Here is a 15,179-nt window from a genome sequence, read left to right as displayed (position 1 = left end):
TAGGGTCGGTGCCGTCCCCACGGGAGCCCTATTGCAGGGGCTGAGATCGGGCTGAGGCAGCCTGCGACCGTCGAACCTGCCCGGGTAATGCCGGCGAAGGAAGTAGGAACGATTCCGATGAGTGCATCCAATTCGCATGCCCTGAGCTATGTCCACGACGAGGAACACGACGTGCGTGTGCCTGTCACGGAGATCCGTTTGGACGACTCTCCCGGCGGGGTGCCGAACCCGCCGTTGCGGGTCTACCGCACTGCAGGGCCCGGCAGCGACCCGCTGGTCGGGCTCCCGCCGGCGCGCGCCGACTGGATTGCTGCTCGCGGCGACGTCGAGCACTACTCGGGGCGAGAGCGGGATCTGCTCGACGATGGCCGCTCGGCGGTGCGGCGTGGAGAGGCGTCCCGGGAGTGGAAGGGGCCCCGACCTGTCCCGGTACGAGCGAAGACCGGCCGGACGGTCACGCAGATGCACTATGCCCGGGCCGGGATCGTCACCCAGGAGATGCGGTTCGTGGCACTGCGGGAGAACTGCGACGTGGAACTGGTGCGCTCGGAGGTGGCGGCAGGGCGGGCAATCATCCCGGCCAACGTCAACCATCCCGAGTCCGAGCCGATGATCATCGGCAAGTCCTTCCTGGTGAAGATCAATGCCAACATCGGCAACTCAGCGGTGACCAGCTCCATCGTCGACGAAGTCGACAAGATGCGCTGGGCCACCCGCTGGGGCGCGGACACAGTGATGGACCTGTCCACCGGCGAAGATATCCACACCACCCGAGAGTGGATCATCCGCAACTCCCCGGTGCCGATCGGCACGGTGCCGATTTACCAGGCCCTGGAGAAGGTCGCCGGCCAGGCCGACGCGCTGACGTGGGAGATCTTCCGCGACACCGTGATCGAGCAGTGTGAGCAGGGCGTGGACTACATGACCATCCACGCCGGGGTGCTGCTGCGATACGTACCGCTGACGGCCGAGCGGCTCACCGACATCGTCTCCCGAGGGGGTTCGATTATGGCCGGTTGGTGTCTCGCCCATCACGAAGAGAATTTTCTCTACACCCACTTCGACGAACTGTGCGAGATCTTCGGTCGCTACGACGTCGCATTCTCCCTCGGCGACGGGTTGCGGCCCGGGTCGATCGCCGACGCCAACGACGCCGCGCAGTATGCCGAGTTGGACACCCTTGCCGAACTGACCACCCGTGCCTGGGCTTATGACGTTCAGGTGATGGTCGAAGGTCCTGGCCATGTTCCGATGCATCTGGTGCGGGAAAATGTGGAGCGGCAGCAGAAGTTATGTCATGGAGCGCCTTTCTACACACTGGGGCCGCTGGTGACCGACATTGCTCCGGGCTATGATCACATCACTTCCGCGATCGGGGCTACCGAGATCGCCCGCTACGGCACGGCGATGCTGTGTTACGTCACCCCGAAGGAGCATCTGGGACTGCCGAATCGGGACGACGTGAAGACCGGAGTTATCACGTACAAGATCGCCGCTCACGCCGCCGACGTCGCCAAGGGCCATCCGGGTGCGGTCGAGCGTGATGACGCGTTGTCGAAGGCGCGTTTCGAGTTTCGGTGGCGGGATCAGTTCGCTCTATCACTGGATCCGGATACGGCCGAGAAGTTCCATGACGAGACCCTTCCGGCTGAACCGGCCAAGACCGCGCACTTCTGCTCGATGTGTGGGCCGAAGTTCTGCTCCATGCGCATCTCCCAAGACATTCGGGCCAGGTTCGGTGACGGCGCCGACCAAGCCGCCGTCGCCGGGACGCAGCACATGTCCGCGCGGTTCCGGGCCGCCGGCAGCACGGTGTACTTGGATGCGCCCACCGTTCCTGTTCTTGAGGGTGCACCGGGGCACAAGGCGACTGGGGCCGAAACGAGCGGTGCGCTCACATAAGGGATGCGAGGGGTTCCGGATGCTGGTGGCGGTCACGACGTAACGAAGAAAAGATCGCACAGGGCCGCATGACTCGGCAATCACCAGGGCATAGGCCTGTCCGTTCCGGATGCGTGCCATATTGATGTTCGCTACCTCGTGGTGCCTTTCGAAGACGCACCTCAAATGAGGGGGTAGTGAGCATCTGTTCTGGTGACGTGGGGGCAATGGTGTCGTGCGGAGAGGACGAACTGTTCGAAAGTCCCGTTGAGTTCGAGGTGGATTGTGCTATTCGCAACTACGACTCGATGGGCGTCCAGACCGAGCAGACGCGCGACGACGAAGGTCGCGCTCATCATTGCGACATTCCTGGTAATCCCCAGCGGGATCAGGGATCCGGTGTCGGTGAGGGCTTCGTTTTCGCCGGCTCTGAGGACGAGCCTGGTTGCGGGATGTACGCCGTGGGCTGCTACGGAGATGGCGATGTTGTCGCGGTCGTCGGAGCCCACGGCGGCCAGGCAGAGGGCTCGGTCGAGGCGGGCGCGTTCGAGGAGGGTTCTGTCGGTGCCGTGCCCGACGATGGTGGGGATGTTCAGTGCTCGGGCCAGGCGCAGGTTGCGGGCTCGATCGTCTCGTTCGATGGCTACGACGGGGATGCCGAGTTTTCGGAGTTCAAGGCACAGCCGGAGTCCGACCTGCCCCAAGCCGACCACGATGACGTGGTTGCGGCGAGGTAGAACCCGTTGACCGATCAAGCCGATGAGGCTGGCTCCGAGTAGACGTTCGATTATCCCGGCGGTGAACATGGCCGTGAACACCATCGCCGCCAACATCGCCAAGGCGGCGAATGTGTCGTAGGCGTGGTCGCCGTGTGAAACCGGGGCGGGACCGACGGTGGCAACGACCTGGACTGCTTCCTTGAGGGACTCGACCCAGTGGTGGCCTTTGCCGAACGTGAGCCATGTCCAGTCGAGCAGGAGTATGGCGAGCAGGCCGGTCAGGCCGGTGAGCAGCATGCGGGTGCCGGCGTCGTGGGATCGCAGTGCGCCCACGGAGTGGACGAACCGGCGGCGAATTCTGCTGGTGCGGCTGTGGGGTAGAGGCAGCCAGGTCGGTTGGTCGCCGTGGGGGTGGTGTTGTATTACGCGCGCGGTGCCGTCGGGCCCGGTGTACGCCGCGTCGACTGCGGGGGCGATACACGGTCCGGCTAGCGAGGGGGCTGCGAGCTCTGCGGGTGAGGTGACCTGACAGTGGGGAATCAACCGGGTGAGCTGGTTGGCGATAGTGCGGTCGAAGATGGTCACGACCATCGGCACGTGGGGACTGATGTGGGCGATGGCGAGGGCGTAGCGTACGGCGACCGCGTCGTCGTGGGTGACGACGGCGACCCCAGCCGGATCGTGCTGGGGGATCTGCAGAAGTTCCGGGTCGTCGGGTGCATCGAGGTGGAGAACATCGAAGCGGCGTTGGGTGAGCGAGGCGCACACGAGCCGGGCAACATTCGACGCGCCAATGACAACGAATGGGGACATCGGGCCGACGCCGGTCACCGTACAGGTGCAGGGAACGAGGTGTAGGCAGTGAAGATGCCACCGGAGCCGATATCGGATGCTGGGTCGATCAGCTCCGGTAGCACCGCTTCGAGGCGTATGGGGGCGGCAGCGGTGACACTTGTCTCCGGAGTCGGGGTGGGTACCAGACGGATGTTGTTGATCCGCAAGAGGTTACTGCCGAGTTCACGTCCGGCGGCGAGAGCGAAGGATTCGATTGCGCCGTCCATGGAGTCTCGCGCCGGTCCTCGATCGGTGTCGGTGATTCTGCGGAGCGTGTCCAGGCCGGTGACGGTGACGATCGATCCGATGTCGCCGGTGCGGTGGAGGGATACTGCAGCACGTCTGGTTGTGTGGAACAACAAGGCCATGTGGTCGTAGGTGAACCGGCCCCAGTCGGCGGGGCGGATCCTGCTCAGCGTGTGGCATGCGGTTTCCGGACCGGGTAGCCATGCGGTGTGCACGAGCGCGTCGATGCCGCCGTGTCGTCGCTCGAGGTGGGTGAACATGTTGTCGACGTCGGATTCGAGGGTCAGATCGGCCGCGACCGGATGAGCGATTCCGTCGTCATCGGTGATTCGGTCGGCGAGGTGTTCGGCAGCATCGAGGGTGAAGCTGTGCGTGAACACGTGGTGTCCGGCTGCCGCCAACGTTCGGGCCACGTGGGCACCTTCGTTCTGTTCGACGCCGGTGACCAGGACACGCAGTGAGGTGGTGGGCAGAGCCAACGGGTGCAGCGACGGTTCGGCGATGCTCATCTGGACTCGTTTCGAGGGTGCCGGGGGCGCGGGGGGAGGCGTTCCGCGCCCCCGGGAATCGGGGTGGGATGGATGTCTGTCGAGGTCCACGGCCGTGGGATCATGCGCGGACGGATCGACGGCCGGCCGAAGGGGCGGGCGTGTCGTCGACCGGGGACCGGTGCGTGAGCGTGCTCAGTGAGAGGTCGGTGACAGCTGTTCCTGTCCGGAGGTTTCGTCGTTGTCGGAGAGGTCCTGCCGGTAGGTCTCGCGCATGGCGATCACGCAGACGACGGAGATGGCGCACATTGCGACCATGAACAGCGCCACGGCGACGTACGAGCCGGTGCGATCGAGCAGGTACGTGGCGACGATCGGTGCGGGAGCGCTCGAGGCGAGGGTGCCGATCGTGTAGCCGAAGGAGATTCCGGTGTAGCGGATGCGGGTGTCGAAGGCTTCGGCGAAGAAGGCTGCGAGGGGACCGTAGGAGGTTGCGAAGGCGAGGCAGAACACCACGAACCCGATCATCGCCAGCGCAAAGGATCCGGAGTTGACCAGCCAGAACCAGGGGAAGGTGAACAGCAGCATGGCGAGAACCCCGGCGAGGAAGACCGGCTTTCGGCCGTAGGCGTCTGACAGCTTGCCGAACAACGGTAGTGCGACGAACGTGACCGCCATGGCGACGAGGACGAGTGTCAGCATCTGGTTTCGGGTGTAGCCGACCTGCGTGACGCCGTAGCTGAGGCCGAATACCGTAGTGCCGTAGAAGGTGACGCCGATGGCGAAGTAGGCGCCGCAGGTTAGGAGGACCTGCTTGGGGTAGTGGCGAAGGACCACCCCGATGGGCAGCTTTTCCAGCTGTGCGTTCTTCTTGACGCGGTCGAAGTTCGGGCTTTCGCCGACATGCAGTCGGACGAACAGGCCGATCGCGACGAATGCGCCGCCGATCAGGAAGGGAATTCGCCATCCCCAGGATTCGAACGCTGCGGGAGACAGTCCGGCCATCAACAGGAAGACCGTATTGCCGAGCATCAATCCTGCCGGCACGCCCATTTGCACCCAGCTGCCGTAGTAGCCGCGTTTGTCGGCGGGAGCGTGTTCGACGGCCATGAGAATTGCCCCGCCGATCTCACCACCGAGTGCGAGACCCTGCACGAAACGCAAGGTGACGAGGATGATCGGTGCGGCGACGCCGATGGTCTCGTAGCTCGGGAGCAGCCCGACTCCGAGAGTGGTCAAGCCCATGATGGTCAAGGTGATGACGAGCATGGACTTGCGTCCGATCCGGTCACCGAAGTGACCGAACACCACTCCGCCGAGCGGGCGCGCCACGAAGGCAGCGGAGAACGTGGCGAAGGCGAGCAGAGTGCCGATCAGAGAGTCGAACTCGGGGAAGAAGATCTTGTTGAAGACGAGTCCGGCTGCGGTGCCGTAGATGAAGAAGTCGTACCATTCGACTGTTGTGCCGACACCGCTGGCAAATCCTACTTTCGATGTTTGGGACATTTTTGGCATGTGGGGCCTCCGTTGCCGCGAGCGCGAGATGATTTCTGCGGCTCGAATATATGGGTGACCCAGAACACACAACATCTCCATGTGGAGAGGTGGAGTGCGCTCCGGGGAATGCGAATTCGGTTCAGAGCAAGCGAAGTTCGTGAGCGCGTGCAATGGCTTCGACGCGATTGCGCGCGTTCAGTTTCTGCATGGCGCTCTGCAGATAGGTCTTCACGGTGTTGCGGGTGAGAGACAGTTCCTGAGCGATTTCGGGATTGCTGTGACCCATGGCCGCAAAACGCAGCACTTCGTACTCGCGCCGGGTCAGGCCGGCCCGGTACAACGCCTCGGAGGTCACGACTTTTCGTGGCCCCGTCAACCTCGGGTCGACCACCCGAATTCCGCTGGACACACGGTGAATGGCTGTGGCGAAGTCCTGTCCGCTGATGTCCTTGACGAGGCAGCCGTCGGCGCCTGCTTCCATCAGCAGATCGATGGCACCGTGATCGGCGAACGCGGTGAACAGCAATATCCGCGCGTGCGGCGCGGCTCGCCGAAGACGCGGAATCAGTTCCGGCGCAGGGATATCGGGGAGCCGAAGATCGAGGAGGATGACGTCGACGGGCAGGGTGCGGGCCAATTCGACCGCGGCAGCGCCGGTCAGTGCACCTCCTACGACTTCGAGGTCTGTGTCCTCGCGGGCGAGAAGTTCCACACCGCCACGCACGATCGGATGATCGTCGACGACGAGGATGCGGATGGTCTTCGGTGGCGCGGTCATGTGTTCGGTCCCTCCAGAGCGTCTACCCAGCCGCGCACGGTGGTGCCGCTTTCGTCGTCGCTGACGACCGACATGCCGCCCCCGAGCCGCTCGAGGCGCCCTGCAGCCAATCCGAGCCCCAGCTGGCTTCCTCGCATCGGATCCTCGGTGCCGTCGACGCCCCGGCCGTCGTCGCTGATGACGACCGTCACCCTGCCCGACCGCACCGACAAGCTGACCACCACGGTGGACGCGTCGGCGTGCTTTTCCACGTTGACCAGCGCTTCGCGAACAAGGCGCTGGAGGGCCTCGACGCGGCTGGCATCGAGGTCGGGAGATTCGGTCAGGGGCACGAAACGGGCCGGGATACCGGTCCGGAGCGTGAATGCCTGGCAGTCCTCCTCGATGCCGACCGGAAGATTTCGTTCGGGAGGCCGCGCGGTGAGGTCGGTCAGCGATCTGCGGATGGAAGCATTGACGGCGTGTACCTGTTCGGTGATCTCCTGCAGGCGATCGTGGATCGCCTGCGCGTCACCGAGGGCGCGCAGGCTCTGCAGTTCGGCGCCGATCCGGAAGAGGACTGGGCTCACGGAATCGTGCAGGGATTCGGCGAGCCGTTTCCGTTCGGCTTCGAGGGCGAGTTCTGTCTGGGTCGCGGCCCTTTGGGCGCTGAGGAGAGTGACGGCGGCCGTGTCGGCGATCGATTGGATCTCTGCGATGACTCGATCACCGAAGGACGAATATTCGCGGGTGCCGACGTACATGGCGCCGAGGACATGACCTTCGTAGGCCATGGGCACGGCAAGCATTCCTCGCAGTGACTCCTGTTCCACGAGCGCGTCGAAGTCGTGGGTGATTCCGGGGTCGGACAGATAGTCCCGTACCCAGACGGGTTGTTGGAGCATGATGCTCTTGCCGCCGAGCCCGATCCCTTCCGGCACCACCAGTCGGTGCAGAGCGTTGCTCTTCGTGCCCTGCCAACTGCGGTGAACCATCACCCCATCGACCTCGACGCGCCCGATGAGCGACATGTCGAAGTCGCCGATCTCCCGGATCCGCTGGCCTGCCGTGGTCATCGCCGACGCTTCGTCGGTCAGAACCAGCAGCTCGGCGCGCGAAAGTGCGAGATTGTCGAGGATCGACGGTTTGAGGTCCGAGTGGGTGAACTCGTGAGCTGCAGTAGGTGTATTTTCCGACACCGGCTTTCCTCGATCTTCTTCCCGGGGTCTCGGGTGACCCGTCATGGTGGCTCGGTCACAACTTCAGCGTATCGGACCGGTTGTTCAGGTTGATCAGGCACTCGAGCAAGAAGTAGTCGCCCCAGATCAGTTCGTTTCGGGTCGCGAAGTCGCGGCGTTTGTCGAAGCAACCGTCCATCAGGATCCCTGCCGGTCTGCTGTCGTGCGGTCCGGTGGGGGTGAGGTGATCGAGGAGTGCCTCGACGTGGGCGACGGCCCGGTCCCGGAAGTCGGTCCGCTCAGGGACGAGCCGATCGAGCTTGAGCAGCGCGGCAGCGGCGATGGCCGTGGCGGAGGTGTCGATCGGAACATCGGTACCGGTGCCGGCATCGAAGTCCCAGGACACGATGGCGCCGTTCGGTGTGCGGTCGAGCCACCACTCGGCCAGGCGCACGGCGGTCGGCAGGAAGGACGGCGATGCCCACTGTGCCGCCTGGGCGTATGCCACCATCGCCCACGCCTGTGCCCGGCCCCAGGTGCTGTCGGCGTTCATGCCCTTGTGGGTATAGCGATCCAGCAGTGCACCATTGGATGTGTCGAATCGTGCCGACTGACAGACCGAGCCATCGGTTCGGATGCACAGTTCGATATGCCGCTGCGCGTGGCGGATCGCGGCGTCGTGGAAGCGCGGGTCGCCGGTATGTGCCGAGGCCCACGACAGCAGCGCGACGGTGCCCGGGACGGCGTCGATGTTCGCTGCGCCTTCTCCGACCGCCTCTGCTTCTTCTGCTTCTGCTCCGAGTGGGATGATGCTGGCGCGATCGTTGAAGCTGGAGAGCAGTCCGTGGGCACCTGCCAATGCAGTCTGCGCCGCGTCGTCGCTTCCGGTGACGAGGTGGTTGACTGCCGCCCCGTACCAGAAGAGAAAGCCGCGGAAGGCGGTGTCGGAACTCTGCCGGGGCAGGATCTGTGCGGTGATGTCGTCGGCGAGGTGCGCCAGGCGCTTGTCACCCGAGGCGGCGAAGCCGAGTGCGGCCAGGCCACCCCAGAATCCTCCGGTCCAGTTTCCGTCAGCGGTGGTGGTCCATTCGCCGGACTCGATGTCACCGTAGTGCGGGAAGGTGCCGTCGGTCTGCTTGGCGGTCGAGTCGATCCGCTCGAGCATCGCCTCGATCGCCGCGGTGTACCGGGCCGCGGTGTACCGGGAGGTGGTCACGACCGACCTCCGGTGGTGAGGACCGACTTGAGCGTGCGCCCGTCCCGCATATCGGCCATGGCGTCGTCCGCCTCGGTGAGCGGGTATTCGGTGACCATCGACGCGAGATCGAAGTGGGCGGTCAGCCGGGGGAGTGATTCGACGTATTCGAGGTGGTTCTGCGGAGAGAACGCCCAGCTTCCCAGCATCTGCAGCTGCTTCTTGGTGATGTAGTGGGGGTTGATCGGGGTGGTGCCGTGGTCGGTGTACTGCCCGACGACGAGGTACTTGCCGCCGCGGCGGGTGAGGTCGATGCCCTCGGCTACTGCGGTCGGGACGCCGGTGGCCTCGATGACGACGTCGGCGCCGCGCCCGTCCGGTGTGTGCGCGAGGATCCGTTCCAGGCGGGCCTCTTGATCGGTCTCGGTGAAGATGTCGATGTGGATGTCGCCGATGCCGGCGGCCTGCGCGACCTCGAGACGGTTGGCCGGCCCGCCGACGATGATCACTTTCGCCGCGCCGGCGAGTGTGGCGTACATGGCGCAGGCCAGACCGACCGGTCCGCTGCCCTGGACCACGACGACATCGCCTGTCTGCGGCTTGGCGATATCGTTCACGGCGTGGACGGCGGTTGGGCCGGCGCAGCCGAGTGCGATCACCTGTTGCGGGGTCACCGAGGACGGGATGCGGATGATCGTCGAGCCGGGCTGGAGGTAGATCTGTTCGGACCACCCACCCGACAGATGGGGCCAGTCGGCCGAGGACTGGTTGATGCCGTACACCTTGCGGGTCTCGCACAGGGACGGTTCGTGCTGGTCCTGGCAGTAGTAGCAGTGCCCGCAGGGGATGTTGGACGCCCATGAGATCGCGTCTCCGACGTGCAGCTGCTCGCCCCGGGCGTCGGTGGTGACTCCCTCGCCGAGGGCGTGTACGCGACCGACCGCCTCGTGTCCGAGGATGATCGGTACCGGAATGGGCAGGCGACCTTGCTGCAGGTGGATGTCGGTTCCGCAGATTCCCGCGTGCGTGACGTCGACGACGACCGCGCCGGCGTCGGGGGTCACGTGCGGAAATGTTGTCGCGGTCATGGTCTGTCCGAAGCCTTCGAGCACCATCGCGGTGGCGGTGGCGGTGGCGGTGCCGGTGGTCGGGCTCGTCGGGTCCGTCTGCATCGCATTACTCATCGGATCACTCCCTTACTGCGCAAGGTCTGGACATGGGACTCGGAGATACCGAGCTCGTGGAGGATTTCGTCGGCATGTTCACTGACCGCCGGCACCCCTCGGCGCACCTGGGCGGGTGTACGGGACAACGTGACGGGGTTGCCCATCAGCCGGGTGGTGCGCACACCTTCGATATCGACGTCGACGAGCGTGCCGTTGTGACGCGTCTGGGGATGATCGAGCGCTTCTTGCAGGGTGAGCAGCGGTGCGCACAGCAGATCGACCCCGTCGAACAACTCCGCCGCATCGGCGGTGCTCAACTGTGCGACCAGCGGACGCAGAACCGCGTTGGCGGCCTCTTTGTTCTCTGCCTGGAGCTGTGGTGTTGCGAACGTCGGCTGGACGGACAGATCGTCGATGCAGAGGGCTTTGCATGCCAGACGCAGAGCGTTCTCGCGGAACAGGCCGAGTACCAGGAGCAGGCCGTCGTTCGTTTCGAAGATGCCGCTGTACCAGTCGCTGACCCAGTTGGTCTCACGCTGGTACGCCAGCAGTGTGGAGCTTTCGAGAGTCTGCAGGGCCAGTGCTGTATCGAAGAGGTTGACGCTGACCTTCTGGCCGCGGCCGGAACGCTCGCGTTCGAACAGTGCCGCCAAGATTCCTTGGGCAAGGGCCATACCCGAGGCGTAGTCCACGGTCGGTACCGGATGTACGTATGCCGAGATCGACGGGTCACCGCACGCGCGTGCCATTCCGCTCAGTGCCTGCGCGAGCATGTCTTGGCCTGCTTTGTGGGCGTACGGTCCGGTCTCGCCGAATCCGGTCGCGGTACCGTAGACGAGCCGGGGATAGCGCTCGTGCAGATCGTCGTAGGTCAAGCCCAGTCGTTCGACTGCCGCGGTCCGGTAGCTGTGGATGAGTACATCCGTCTCCGCGAGGAGCTGATGGAGAATATCCTGCCCCTCAGGAGTTTTCAGGTTCAGTGCGATGCTGCGCTTGTTGCGGTTGACCGCGGCGAAGTAGGCACTGGGGCGACCTTCGTCGAGTGACTCGCGATCGAGGCCTCGCAGCATGTCTCCGTTGACACCGCGCTCGACCTTGATCACTTCGGCGCCGAGGTCGCCGAGAACCTGCGCCGCCACGGGTGCCTGCATGATCTCGCCGAGATCGAGTACCCGGATGCCGCTCAGCGCTTGCTGTTGCTGGGGGTGGTGCACGGTGCGCCTACTTTCCGTAAACCGACTTGGCGATGATGAGCCGCTGGATCTGGTTGGTGCCCTCGTAGATCTGGGTGATCTTGGCGTCGCGCATCATCCGCTCGACCGGATAGTCACGGACATAGCCGTATCCGCCGTGCAGTTGGAGCGCATCGGTGGTCACCGACATGGCGGTGTCGCTGCACAGCAGCTTCGCCATGGCCGCCTTCGTCCGTCCCGCCGGTTCCCCGTCGTCGATGAGACGGGCTGCGTCGTACAGCAGCGCGCGGGCCGACTCGATCTTGACGGCCATATCGGCGACCATGCCTCGCAGAAGCTGGAAGCGGGAGATGGACTGGCCGAACTGCTCGCGGTCGGTCGTGTACGACACGGCGGCGTCGAATGCGCCCTGTGCGATGCCCAGGGCCTGCGCGGCGATGAGTGCCCGGCTGACGTTCAGTTCCTCGGAGATGTACGCGAACCCCTGGTAGGGGTCGTTGACGACGCGGACTGCGGGCAGTCGGCACTCGTCGAAGATGACGTCGGTCGTGGGACTGCCGCGCATACCCATCTTCTTTTCGGGCGCGCCGAAACTGACGCCGGCGTCGTCCTTGTGCACGATGAAGATGCCGAGTGACTTCTCGCCGGTCTTTGCCAGCACGGCGTACCAGTCGGCCCACGGCGCATTGCTGATGAACCGCTTCTGACCGTTGAGAATCCAGTCGGACCCATCCTGGATAGCGGTCGTTGCGATCGCCGACAGGTCCGAGCCCACGCGCGGCTCGGTCATGCACCATGCGGCGCCGGCGGCGCCCGACGCGACATTCGGTACCACCAGTTGCTTGAGTTCGTCGGAGCCTTGGCGGAGCACGGTGGAGGTGCCGGCCCAGTTGACCAGCATGACCAGCGCCGTGCTTGCACAGGAGGCTGCGACTTCTTCCACAGCGATGACCTGGGCGAGCAGGTCGGCTCCACTGCCGCCGAGGCTTTCGGGGTAGGCGAGTCCGGGCAGGTCGTTGCTTCGCAGGGCTGCCCAGGATTCCGAGGGGAATCGTTCCTTGTCGTCCACATCGGCGGCGTGCGGTGCGATCTTGGTCTGCGCGAGTTTGCGGACGCTCTCGCGGAATTCGCGATATTCGATACTCATGAATTACTCCTGGTCTGTGTGGGGAAGGTGATGATTCGGAAGTTCGACGGTCACAGTGGGGGCCAGCTCAGGCCGGTCACGGACGAGGGGATACCGTCTGCGGCCGCCCGGTGGGCGAGGTCTTCAGCGACACCGGCACGGCGCAGCACTTCCTCGGTCTTGACGTGGGTGTCGGTGGCGCGCCGTGTCGGGCCGTCGGAGAACACCGGGACCACAGGGACCGAATCCAGTGCGAAGTCCGGGTCCCGGGCCACGATCTGATCGAAGGTGGCCAGTTCGTGCGGTTCGAGCACCGGTGTCACGCAGGCATCGACGTCGGCGAACACCGTGGTCCACTCCGCCATCGTCTTCGTCTCGAATGCTGTGGTCAGCGACTTTTCGATGTGGTCCCAGGTGGACTCGTCGAAATGGTTCGGAACGGCACCGAGGTCGAGGGTGGTCCACAATCGTTCGAAGAAGGCGATCTCGAGGGCTCCGACTGCGACGTAGCGATCGTCGGAGCAGCGGTAGCACCGATAGAACGGCATCGATCCGGTCAGTACGCCGTGTCCACGGCCGGGCAGTGTCGGTGTCTGCCAATCGACGAAGTTCATTCCCATCATCGACAGCACGCCGTCGACCATGGCGGCATCGATGTACCGGCCTTTGCCTGTACGCGTGCGGTCGTAGAGGGCGGACATGATGCCGAATGCCGACAGCAATCCGCCGCCTGCGAAGTCGGCGACCAGGTTCAGCGGCAGTGTCGGCGGTTGATCCGAGGGGCCGAAGGTTCCGAGGGCACCGGCGATGGCCAGGTAGTTGATGTCGTGCCCGGCGCGCTGCGCCATGGGCCCGTTCTGGCCGTAGCCCGTCACGCTGCAGTAGACGAGTCCGGGATTGAGGGCCGACAGTTCCGCGTAGCCGGCGCCCAGCTTGTCTGCCACCCCGGGGCGGAATCCTTCCATGAAGACGTCGGCTTCCGAAACGAGGGTGTGCAGGGCGTCGAGGCCGTCGGAGGTCTTGAGATCGAGCGAGATGAATTCCTTGCCTCGCGACAGCGCGGGCACCGGAAGCCCGGAACGACCACCACCGATTGCGATCACTTCTGCGCCGAGGTCCGCGAGCAGCATGCTCGCGTACGGGCCGGGCGCCAGACGTGTCATATCCAGTACCCGAACCCCCGCGAGTGGTCCTGTCGTTGCGGTCATCGTCGTCCTCCAAAGTCATCCGGTATCTCGTGTGATGCCCATCCTGGAGGCGGTGACTGCACTCACACCATCTCCATGTGGAGATGTCGCATCACATCGGTTCTCCCGCACACTGAGATCCACACACTCAGCACGCGATGCTCCGAATTCGACAGGACAGCAATGGAAACCACTGCGACAGAAATTCTCCCCGACACCACCGCGCAGGACTACGAGCGGATTCTCGACGCCGCCGACGCCGCCGCGACGCCTCTTGCTCGTACGGACCTGCACGAGCGAGCGCACCTTCTGCGGTCGGTGGCCGATGCGCTCGACGCCACAGCTTCGGAACTGGTGCCGCTGGCGGCCGCCGACAGCTCACTGCCCGAGCCGCGCCTGCGCGGCGAAGTCACGCGGACGACGACGCAGCTGCGGATGTTCGCCGAGGTCGTTGAGGAGGGCTCCTGGCTGGAAGCGCTCATCGACACGGCCGATCCGGATGCGCACCCTGCTCCGCGTCCCGATCTGCGCCGGATGCTCGTGCCCACCGGACCTGTCGCAGTGTTCGGTGCGAGCAACTTTCCGTTCGCGTTCGGGCTCGGCGGCGGAGACACCGCTTCGGCATTGGCTGCCGGCTGCCCCGTCGTGGCCAAAGCTCACCCTGCTCAGCCACGATTGACCGCCGCCTATGCACGGGCGATCGACGAGGGACTGCAGGCGTGCGGCGCCCCGGACGGCACCTTCGGAGTTGTGCAGGGCGCCGAGATTGGACGTCAGCTCGTCCAGGATCGGCGTATCACCGCCGTCGGGTTCACCGGTTCGACATCGGGTGGCCGGGCGCTGGCGGATCTGGCAGCCGGTCGACCGGATCCCATCCCGTTCTACGGTGAGTTCGGCAGCACCAACCCGGTGTTCGTGACACCCGCCGCCGCCGAGGACCGGTCGGAAAAGATCGCCGGCGAGTTCCTCGAATCGCTACTCCTCGGCGCGGGTCAGTTCTGCACCAAGCCGGGGCTGCTGTTCGTTCCCGAGCAGAGTTCGATCGAGTGGCTCGTTCGCAGTGCGGTCACGGATGATTCGTTCCGTCTGCTGCACGCAGGGATCCGACAGTCGTTCCTCGAGGTGTCCCAGGAGATCCTCGACCATCGCGATGTTCGGTCGGTAGCAGCGCCCGAACAGAGTGGTCTGGACGATCTGTCGGTGCGCCCGGTCATCGGCGTGACCGACGCTCGGGCGTTGCGTCGAAACCCCCAGGACCTGCTCGAAGAATGCTTCGGTCCGTTCGGACTGATCGTGACCTACACATCGATCGCGGAGCTGTACGCGGCGATGACCGTCCTGCCGGGCACGCTGACAGCGACCGTCCACGGAACCGAAGACGACCCCGATGCTGCGGGACTGCTCGGTGCGCTTGCACACCGTGCGGGGCGCGTCATCTGGAATGGATGGCCCACCGGCGTGGCCGTCGGTTGGGCTCAGCACCACGGTGGCCCCTACCCGGCCACCAACTCGGTACACACTTCCGTCGGAGCCACCGCGATTCGGCGGTTCCTGCGTCCGGTCGCTTATCAGGCGGTGCCCGAAGAGCACCTGCCTCCTGCTCTCGTCGATGCGAACCCGTGGGGTATCCCCCGCCGGGTGAACGGCCGGTTGTCGTAGGGCGACCCACTCGCGGTGTCACCCCGGTCCAGGCAGGGCACGCCCAGGCCCGG

Annotated in this window: 12 protein-coding genes and 1 riboswitch; of the genes, 2 read left to right on the top strand and 10 right to left on the bottom strand. The window is 64.9% G+C overall.

Annotated features, from left to right (window positions below):
- Positions 1-9: 9 nt before the first annotated feature.
- Positions 10-119: riboswitch (TPP riboswitch) on the top strand.
- Positions 118-1,902 (top strand): phosphomethylpyrimidine synthase ThiC, encoded by a 1,785-nt coding sequence (gene thiC / locus GON09_RS25865; protein WP_213934851.1) that lies wholly within the window; start codon positions 118-120, stop codon positions 1,900-1,902. (Overlaps the previous riboswitch by 2 nt.)
- A gap of 161 nt (positions 1,903-2,063) precedes the next feature.
- Here the strand turns inward: thiC and GON09_RS25860 are convergent, their stop codons facing one another.
- The 10 genes from GON09_RS25860 to GON09_RS25815 all read right to left on the bottom strand — a co-directional run bounded on the left by GON09_RS25860 (position 2,064) and on the right by GON09_RS25815 (position 13,488).
- A complete protein-coding gene (locus GON09_RS25860; RefSeq protein WP_213934850.1) occupies positions 2,064-3,413 on the bottom strand; it encodes a potassium channel family protein in 1,350 nt (449 codons plus the stop codon).
- A 14-nt stretch (positions 3,414-3,427) separates the two neighbouring features.
- Positions 3,428-4,189, bottom strand: a complete 762-nt coding sequence (locus tag GON09_RS25855) for an SDR family oxidoreductase (RefSeq protein ID WP_213934849.1) — start codon at positions 4,187-4,189, stop codon at positions 3,428-3,430.
- A gap of 174 nt (positions 4,190-4,363) precedes the next feature.
- The gene (locus GON09_RS25850) at positions 4,364-5,674 is read right to left on the bottom strand and encodes an MFS transporter (protein WP_244867031.1); all 1,311 of its coding nucleotides are present in this window, start codon (positions 5,672-5,674) and stop codon (positions 4,364-4,366) included.
- 130 nt (positions 5,675-5,804) lie between these two features.
- Positions 5,805-6,443, bottom strand: coding sequence for a response regulator (locus tag GON09_RS25845; protein ID WP_088898949.1), 639 nt, complete (start codon positions 6,441-6,443; stop codon positions 5,805-5,807).
- The gene (locus GON09_RS25840; RefSeq protein WP_213934847.1) at positions 6,440-7,621 is read right to left on the bottom strand and encodes a GAF domain-containing sensor histidine kinase; all 1,182 of its coding nucleotides are present in this window, start codon (positions 7,619-7,621) and stop codon (positions 6,440-6,442) included. Before GON09_RS25840 ends, GON09_RS25845 begins: the two co-directional genes overlap by 4 nt.
- 55 nt (positions 7,622-7,676) lie before the next feature.
- Complete coding sequence (locus GON09_RS25835; RefSeq protein ID WP_213935224.1) at positions 7,677-8,765, bottom strand: glycoside hydrolase family 88 protein; 1,089 nt, start codon at positions 8,763-8,765, stop codon at positions 7,677-7,679.
- 47 nt (positions 8,766-8,812) lie between these two features.
- Complete coding sequence (locus tag GON09_RS25830; protein WP_213934846.1) at positions 8,813-9,979, bottom strand: zinc-binding dehydrogenase; 1,167 nt, start codon at positions 9,977-9,979, stop codon at positions 8,813-8,815.
- A complete protein-coding gene (locus GON09_RS25825) occupies positions 9,976-11,175 on the bottom strand; it encodes a CaiB/BaiF CoA transferase family protein (protein ID WP_307854544.1) in 1,200 nt (399 codons plus the stop codon). The genes GON09_RS25830 and GON09_RS25825 overlap by 4 nt, the downstream gene beginning before the upstream one ends.
- Positions 11,176-11,182: 7 nt before the next feature.
- Positions 11,183-12,301, bottom strand: a complete 1,119-nt coding sequence (locus tag GON09_RS25820; RefSeq protein WP_213934845.1) for an acyl-CoA dehydrogenase family protein — start codon at positions 12,299-12,301, stop codon at positions 11,183-11,185.
- A gap of 50 nt (positions 12,302-12,351) precedes the next feature.
- Entirely contained in the window at positions 12,352-13,488 is a 1,137-nt protein-coding gene (locus GON09_RS25815; RefSeq protein WP_213934844.1) for a CaiB/BaiF CoA transferase family protein, read from the bottom strand.
- A gap of 162 nt (positions 13,489-13,650) precedes the next feature.
- On the opposite strand from GON09_RS25815, the gene GON09_RS25810 reads away from it, so the two are divergent.
- Positions 13,651-15,126, top strand: a complete 1,476-nt coding sequence (locus GON09_RS25810) for an aldehyde dehydrogenase (NADP(+)) (protein WP_213934843.1) — start codon at positions 13,651-13,653, stop codon at positions 15,124-15,126.
- The last annotated feature ends 53 nt before the right edge of the window (positions 15,127-15,179 follow it).

This window comes from Rhodococcus sp. B50 (assembly GCF_013602415.1).
Taxonomy (GTDB): domain Bacteria; phylum Actinomycetota; class Actinomycetes; order Mycobacteriales; family Mycobacteriaceae; genus Rhodococcus.
The sequence above is the reverse complement of the archived record's forward strand: the minus strand, read 5'-3'. Positions and strand labels throughout refer to the sequence as shown.

What these genes read in the sequence shown, in the direction of transcription:
- GON09_RS25855 (WP_213934849.1), bottom strand. Translation starts at nt 4,189, where the DNA reads ATGAGCATCGCCGAACCGTCGCTGCACCCGTTGGCTCTGCCCACCACC.
- GON09_RS25860 (WP_213934850.1), bottom strand. Translation starts at nt 3,413, where the DNA reads ATGTCCCCATTCGTTGTCATTGGCGCGTCGAATGTTGCCCGGCTCGTG.
- GON09_RS25820 (WP_213934845.1), bottom strand. Translation starts at nt 12,301, where the DNA reads ATGAGTATCGAATATCGCGAATTCCGCGAGAGCGTCCGCAAACTCGCG.
- thiC (WP_213934851.1), top strand. Translation starts at nt 118, where the DNA reads ATGAGTGCATCCAATTCGCATGCCCTGAGCTATGTCCACGACGAGGAA.
- GON09_RS25815 (WP_213934844.1), bottom strand. Translation starts at nt 13,488, where the DNA reads ATGACCGCAACGACAGGACCACTCGCGGGGGTTCGGGTACTGGATATG.
- GON09_RS25830 (WP_213934846.1), bottom strand. Translation starts at nt 9,979, where the DNA reads ATGAGTAATGCGATGCAGACGGACCCGACGAGCCCGACCACCGGCACC.
- GON09_RS25850 (WP_244867031.1), bottom strand. Translation starts at nt 5,674, where the DNA reads ATGTCCCAAACATCGAAAGTAGGATTTGCCAGCGGTGTCGGCACAACA.
- GON09_RS25835 (WP_213935224.1), bottom strand. Translation starts at nt 8,765, where the DNA reads ATGCTCGAGCGGATCGACTCGACCGCCAAGCAGACCGACGGCACCTTC.
- GON09_RS25845 (WP_088898949.1), bottom strand. Translation starts at nt 6,443, where the DNA reads ATGACCGCGCCACCGAAGACCATCCGCATCCTCGTCGTCGACGATCAT.
- GON09_RS25810 (WP_213934843.1), top strand. Translation starts at nt 13,651, where the DNA reads ATGGAAACCACTGCGACAGAAATTCTCCCCGACACCACCGCGCAGGAC.